General features: G+C 70.7%; 7 protein-coding genes and 1 CRISPR repeat array. Of the genes, 4 read left to right on the forward strand and 3 right to left on the reverse strand.

The features are described from left to right. From ACYVE7_RS27915 to ACYVE7_RS27925, 3 genes are all read left to right on the forward strand, one after another. Positions 1 to 423, forward strand: a 423-nt coding sequence (locus tag ACYVE7_RS27915; protein WP_460368714.1) for a hypothetical protein, incomplete at its 5' end; no start/stop codon positions are given. Then, positions 420 to 1,085 (forward strand): response regulator, encoded by a 666-nt coding sequence (locus ACYVE7_RS27920; protein ID WP_460368715.1) that lies wholly within the window; start codon positions 420 to 422, stop codon positions 1,083 to 1,085. The genes ACYVE7_RS27915 and ACYVE7_RS27920, both read left to right, overlap by 4 nt. A gap of 29 nt (positions 1,086 to 1,114) precedes the next feature. Then, positions 1,115 to 2,044 carry an SDR family oxidoreductase gene (locus ACYVE7_RS27925; RefSeq protein WP_460368716.1) on the forward strand — a complete coding sequence of 310 codons (930 nt, stop codon included), beginning with the start codon at positions 1,115 to 1,117 and terminating at the stop codon, positions 2,042 to 2,044. On the opposite strand, the gene ACYVE7_RS27930 is transcribed toward ACYVE7_RS27925, so the two are convergent. The 3 genes from ACYVE7_RS27930 to ACYVE7_RS27940 form a co-directional block, all read right to left on the reverse strand. Next, entirely contained in the window at positions 2,041 to 2,940 is a 900-nt protein-coding gene (locus ACYVE7_RS27930) for a metal-dependent hydrolase (RefSeq protein WP_460368718.1), read from the reverse strand. The two genes, ACYVE7_RS27925 and ACYVE7_RS27930, sit on opposite strands and share 4 nt — an antisense overlap. Before the next feature lie 276 nt (positions 2,941 to 3,216). Then, a CRISPR array of direct repeats spans positions 3,217 to 3,486; the repeat unit is 26 nt; unit sequence GCGGAACACCCCCACGGGCGTGGGGA. Positions 3,487 to 3,573: 87 nt separating this feature from the next. Next, positions 3,574 to 4,230 (reverse strand): MBL fold metallo-hydrolase, encoded by a 657-nt coding sequence (locus ACYVE7_RS27935; protein WP_460368720.1) that lies wholly within the window; start codon positions 4,228 to 4,230, stop codon positions 3,574 to 3,576. Continuing rightward, the gene (locus ACYVE7_RS27940) at positions 4,227 to 4,946 is read right to left on the reverse strand and encodes a maleylpyruvate isomerase family mycothiol-dependent enzyme (RefSeq protein ID WP_460368722.1); all 720 of its coding nucleotides are present in this window, start codon (positions 4,944 to 4,946) and stop codon (positions 4,227 to 4,229) included. Before ACYVE7_RS27940 ends, ACYVE7_RS27935 begins: the two co-directional genes overlap by 4 nt. A 140-nt stretch (positions 4,947 to 5,086) precedes the next feature. Between ACYVE7_RS27940 and ACYVE7_RS27945 the strand changes: the two genes are divergently transcribed. Beyond that, positions 5,087 to 5,796: Crp/Fnr family transcriptional regulator (locus tag ACYVE7_RS27945; protein WP_460368723.1), on the forward strand; the 710-nt coding region annotated here is incomplete at its 3' end.

A 5,796-nucleotide genomic window follows, 5' to 3' on the forward strand; every position in this document is an offset into this window, starting at 1 on the left:
GGCGGGCTGATCGGGATCGTGTTCGCCGTCGCCGCGGCCTACACCCCGCCGTCGCCCGGCGAACCGGCCCCCGCGAACAAGGCGGTCGTGGTCGGGGTCGCCTCGCTGGTGGCCGTCACGGGCATCTCGCTGTTCCTGCTGCTGTTCTGGGCGTGGGGCAGGGCCGTGCGGCGGCGCAGGGAGCGCGCGGCCCGCTGGGAGCGCGACGTCCTGGACGCGATCGCCGCGCGCGCCGCCGAGGCCGTCAGAGGGGAACGGCACCAGGTCGCGATCGGGCTGCGCTCGGAGGTGATCGCGCACACCGCGCGGCTGGTCAGCGAGGCCGAGCAGCCCGGCGGCAGCCTCGTCGAGATCGCCGCCGAGGGCAGAGCGGCCCTCGCCGGAATGCGTAAGCTGCTCGACGTGCTGGATGAGGAGAAATGACGGTCCGGGTGCTGATCGTGGACGATCAGATCGTGGTGCGGGCCGGGTTCGCGGCCGTCCTCGGCGCGGAGCCGGGGCTCACGGTGGTCGGGCAGGCGGGCGACGGCACCGAGGCCCTGCGGCTCGCCGCCGAGCTGCGGCCCGAGGTGGTGCTGATGGACATCCGGATGCCGGGCGTCGACGGCCTGACCGCCACCCCGGCGCTGGTCGCGCAGGGAATCAAGGTGCTGGTGCTCACCACGTTCCGCCGCGACGAGTACGTGTTCTCCGCGCTGCGGGCGGGCGCGTCGGGGTTCCTGCTCAAGGACTGCGAACCGCAGGTCCTGGTCGACGCGATCCACACCGTCGCCGCCGGTGAGAGCCTGATCGACCCTTCGGTGACGCGCAGCCTGATCGACGCGTTCGTCTCCGGGACGGTCGAGGTGTCGCCGCGCGTCAGGGAGCAGCTCGCCTCGCTGACCGAACGGGAGCTGGCGGTGCTCCGCGAGGTCGCCAGAGGGCACACGAACATGGAGGTCGCGGCCGTTCTGGGCATCCGGCCGACCACGGTGAAGACCCATGTGAACGCGATCCTCGGCAAGCTGGGCCTGCGTGACAGGGTCCAGGCGACGATCTTCGCCTATGACGCGGGCCTGGTCAGGCCGGGGGAGGGCCGGGTTTGAGCGGTACCGGAAGCGGCTAGTTACATAACGTGACAGAGTGGACGGTGAGTGACATCCCGCCGCAGCGGGGCAGGCTCGCGGTGGTGACCGGCGCGACCGGCGGGATCGGGCTCGCGACCGCCACCGAGCTGGCCAGGGCCGGCACCGACGTGATCATCGCCGGACGTGATCCGGCGAAGCTCGACGCCGCGCTGGCCTGGGTGCGGGCCGCCGCGCCCATGGCCGTCGTCAGGGCCGAGCCGCTGGACCTGGCGTCACTGGCCTCGATCGAGGCGTTCGCCGGACGGATGATCGTCCAGGGGAGGCCCGTCAACGTCCTGATCAACAACGCCGGGGTGATGGACATCCCCGAACGGCGGCTCACCGAGGACGGGTTCGAGCTGACCGTCGGCACCAACCATCTCGGCCACTTCGCGCTGACCGGACGGATGCTGCCGCTGCTGTTCGCGGCGCCCGCACCGCGCGTCGTCACGGTCAGCTCGCTGTTCGCCCGGATGCCGATGATCGACATGACCGATCTGCTGAGCGAACGCTCCTACCAGCCGATGAACGCCTACGCCCGCTCCAAACTGGCCAACATCCTGTTCGCGCTGGAACTCCAGCGGCGGGCGGGCCGCGCCCTGACCAGCGTCGCGGTGCATCCGGGGAGCGCGCGCACCGGGCTGCAGCGGTACGGCAAGGGCAAGCTCAGGGAGCTGGGCAACAGGTATCTGCTGCCGTATGTGACACAGCCCGTCGAGGAGGCCGCCTGGCCGTCGCTGTACGCGGCGACCCAGCAGGGCGTCTACCCGGGCGGCGTCTACGTGCCGTCGGGGTTCGGGGAGCTGAAGGGCCCCCCGATGCTGGGCCGGATCCCGCGCGCCGCACAGGATTTCGTGCTCGGCCGCGACCTGTGGCGTAAGTCCGAGGACCTCACCGGGGTCAGGCCGGCCTTCCCGGCCGTCTCGCTCGTCCCCTAGAGGTGCGGGTCGGCGGCCCAGCGGCGGACGGTGTCGGCGCCCTCGTCGACCGTCGGGCCGATCTGGATGCCGAACGAGAAGATCAGGACGACCGCGAGGATCGGGGCGACGATCCGGTTCTCGGTGGGGGAGCCGGTCTTGAACCACTTCACCCCGCGCATCGTCTGCGACCAGGGCCAGCCCAGCGGGCAGCCCCCATGGGTGATCATGTCGCCCGTGATGTGGATGACGACGCCCAGCACCGCCGCGTACGGCAGCACCGACAGGTCGACGTGGTAGTACATCATCACGATCGCGACGGGGATCGGCGCGAGATCGTCCCACCAGCCCTTGATGCGCAGCGGCCGGATCGCCCCGGCCAGCACCAGGATCAGGATGGCGCCGACCATGACCGTCCCGGCGATCTCGCCGTACCGGTAGCAGGCCAGCGCGATCCCGGTGACCGCGACGGCGCAGACCATGATGGACAGGAACCCGTGCCAGGGCTTCTTGTAGGCGGCTTTGCCGCGTCCCTTGCCCCGGTCGAGCAGCCCCCACAGCAGCCCGGCGACCAGCATGAACACGGTGATCCCGCAGCCGATCTGCAACGTCACCAGATCCTGCGTGTACACCGCTGACGCCCCGAACACCACCGCGGCCAGCAGCCCGACCCCGAGCGCCGAGTGCGTCCCGTTCCGGTGCCCGCCGGCGACCTTCCCGACCACCCACCCGAACCCGCGCGTGATCGGCCCGAAGGTCCGCGCGATATGCGACCCATGATGGTCGATGTCGGGCAGCACCGCCGACCCCGCACACACCGCCCCACCCAACACCACACTGGCAGGCGGCAGATCCAGCGGAACGGTGATCGCCGCCCAGATCGCCAACCCGGACAACGCGTGCGTGCGACCCATCATGACGCCGCCACCCCTACTCTCCCGCCACTGATCATCGCCCCGGATCCTACGCCCCCAAACCCCCTCAAGATCCACCAAACCACCAACCTCCACCCCCACCCAGAACCAGCCCACGCTAGAACAACCAGAGACCCACAAACCAACGACCACATCCACCAACTACCCGCCCCCCACAACCACCAGGAGAAAATGCCGCACTCCGAGCCCTACCAACTCAGTACAGAACCCTCACGGACATAGAGAAGAAGCACTCCAGCCGCTCAAGCGGCTGCTGGTACGAAACACCCCCACGGGCGTGGGGAAGAGAACTCGCGGATGCTCGCGCTGGGCGCCGACCGCGGAACACCCCCACGGGCGTGGGGAAGAGAACAGTGCCGCCCGAGCACTGAACAGGATCAGCGGAACACCCCCACGGGCGTGGGGAAGACAAGCACAGATGCCGCGAAGGCGACAGAAGCGGCGGAACACCCCCACGGGCGTGGGGAGGAGGGCTGAGAACTCTGCACCAGAGCAGGGACCATCGGAGCACCCCCACGGGCGTGGGGAGGAGACTTCGCGACCTGCGGTTTCACAAAGTCACATGGAGTTTTTGGGTGTGCCCATGGCGTTGAGGATACTCCGGGGGTGGTGGGGTCACCAGCCGCGGGCTTGCCAGGTGGGGAGGTTGGGGCGTTCGCGGCCCAGGGTGCTGTCGGCGCCGTGGCCGGGGTAGAACCAGGTGGTGTCGGGGAGGGGGGTGAAGACGCGGTCGGTGAGGTCGGTCATGAGGCGGTGGAAGTTGCCGGCGTCGCCGAAGGTGTTGCCGGGGCCGCCGGGGAAGAGGCTGTCGCCGGTGAAGAGGTGGGGGCGGTCGTTCTCCGGGCGGAGGAGGAGGGCGATGCTGCCGGGGGTGTGGCCGCGGAGGTGGATGACCTCGAGAGTGTGGGGGCCGAGGGAGAGGGTGTCGCCGTGGACCACCGGGTCGGTGACCGGGAGGGGGAGGGGGTCGGCGTCGTGCGGGTGGGCGACGATGGCCGCGCTGGTGGCCGTCGCGACCTCGGCGAGGGCCTGCCAGTGGTCCTGGTGGCGGTGCGTGGTGACGATGCGGGACAGGGGACGGTCGCCGATCAGTGTGAGGAGGCGGTCGGGTTCGGCGGCGGCGTCGATGAGGATCTGGTCGCCCGTGGAGTGGTCGCGCAGCAGGTAGGCGTTGTTGTCGAACGGGCCGACGGCCAGTTTGTGGATCGACAGGCCGGGGAGCTCGCGGACGTCGGCCGGGCCGCCGACCGTCACATCGCCGGTGTAGGTCATCGGACGCTCCAATCGACGGCGGGTGCCGTGGGCCAGGACGGGGCCGCGGGCGCGGCGGACGGTGCGGGGCCGCGGCCCGACAGGTAGGCCAGCAGCGGACGGGCCGGAAGCGCCAGATCAGGCCCCGAGGAGGAGAGCTCGAAAGTCCGGCCGAGGTCGGTCGCGGTGACCGTCCGGACCGGCAGGGAGCCCTGCGCGGCGAACGCGCCGAGCGTCTCCGAAAGCTCCCAGGAGACGTAGGGGAGCGGCCAGTCGTCCGGTGTGTAGCCGACGTCCAGGTCGACCAGATGGATCTCGACCTCACGCCAGCGGCGGTACAGGGTGTACCAGGCCGGATGCGGCCAGCCCGAGACCGAGCGGACCATCGCCTCCCACGCCGGCTCCGGCAGGGTGCGCGCCTGCTCGTCGAACCGGGCCGCGGCGCTCGCGCTGTCCGCGACGAGCACGCTGACGGGCAGGTCGGAGCCGGTTTCGATCTCCGCGGCGCGGGCTTCGGCGCTCGGATACTGGAGGCGTTCGACGCCGGTGCGCGCCCATTCCAGCAGCCGCCAGTAGGAGTCGGCGTTGCGGGCGATGTGGTGGACGACGTGCCCGCGCGACCACCCGTCCAGCGCTGACGGGCCGCGCGTCTGCGTCTCGGTCAGTGACGAGAGTGCCGAGGTCAGCCGGGCATGGGACGCCCGAACCTCGTCCTGGACCACGCGTCGGTCGTACATGCCCCACATCCTTGCGCATGGCATGGCCGTCCTGGACGGCGGTGTGTCCGTAGACGCAGCAAAATGCCACATCCGCTACTGACGCGGAGCCGACCGTGAGGTTCCCTTGAGACACGGGCGGACGGAAACGGGGAGTTTCGATGATTCGCGATCCAGGAGAGGGGACCTTCTGGTGGAACCTGGGGGAGACCGAGCGGCGGGGGCTGCTGGCGATCGGTCATCTCGCGCAGGTTCCGGTCCGGGGGACCCTCTGCCACCAGGGAGTGCCGGCACGCGACGTGGTGATCGTCGTCGACGGCTTCGTCAAGGAACTGATGGACGCGGAGGACGGCACCGAGGCGATCGTCGATCTGCTGGGTCCCGGCGATCTGGAGTGCGATCTGGCGATGTGGGGGCATCCGCAGCGCGCGACGCTGTCGGCGGTCACCGAGCTGACCGTGCTGCGCATCGACAGCCGCAAACTCGCCGCGATGATCGCCTCCAATCCGCGGATCACCGACGCGCTGATGCGCAACACCGCGAACCGTTGGACGTACGCGGGACGCAGGCACGCGGTGCGCGGCGGGACCCCGGCGCAGCGGCTCGCGTTCCATCTGCAGGAGCTGGCGTTCCGGTTCGGCCGGCGGGGTCCGCGCGGGATCCGGGTGCCGTTGCCGCTCACCCACGCGGAGCTGGCCAACTGGGTGGGGATCTCGCGTGAGTCGCTGGGCCGCTGCTTCGGCCGCTGGCGCGGCGAGCTGATCGACACGTCGCCGCCGCGGGCGCTGCTCGTCCTCGATCCGGCGGGCCTGCGCGAGGAGGCGGCGCCGTGGGGTGAGGAGTGGGAGGTGCCGGAGCCGCAGCCGTCGGG

The sequence above is a fragment of the Actinocorallia lasiicapitis genome, from assembly GCF_054778695.1.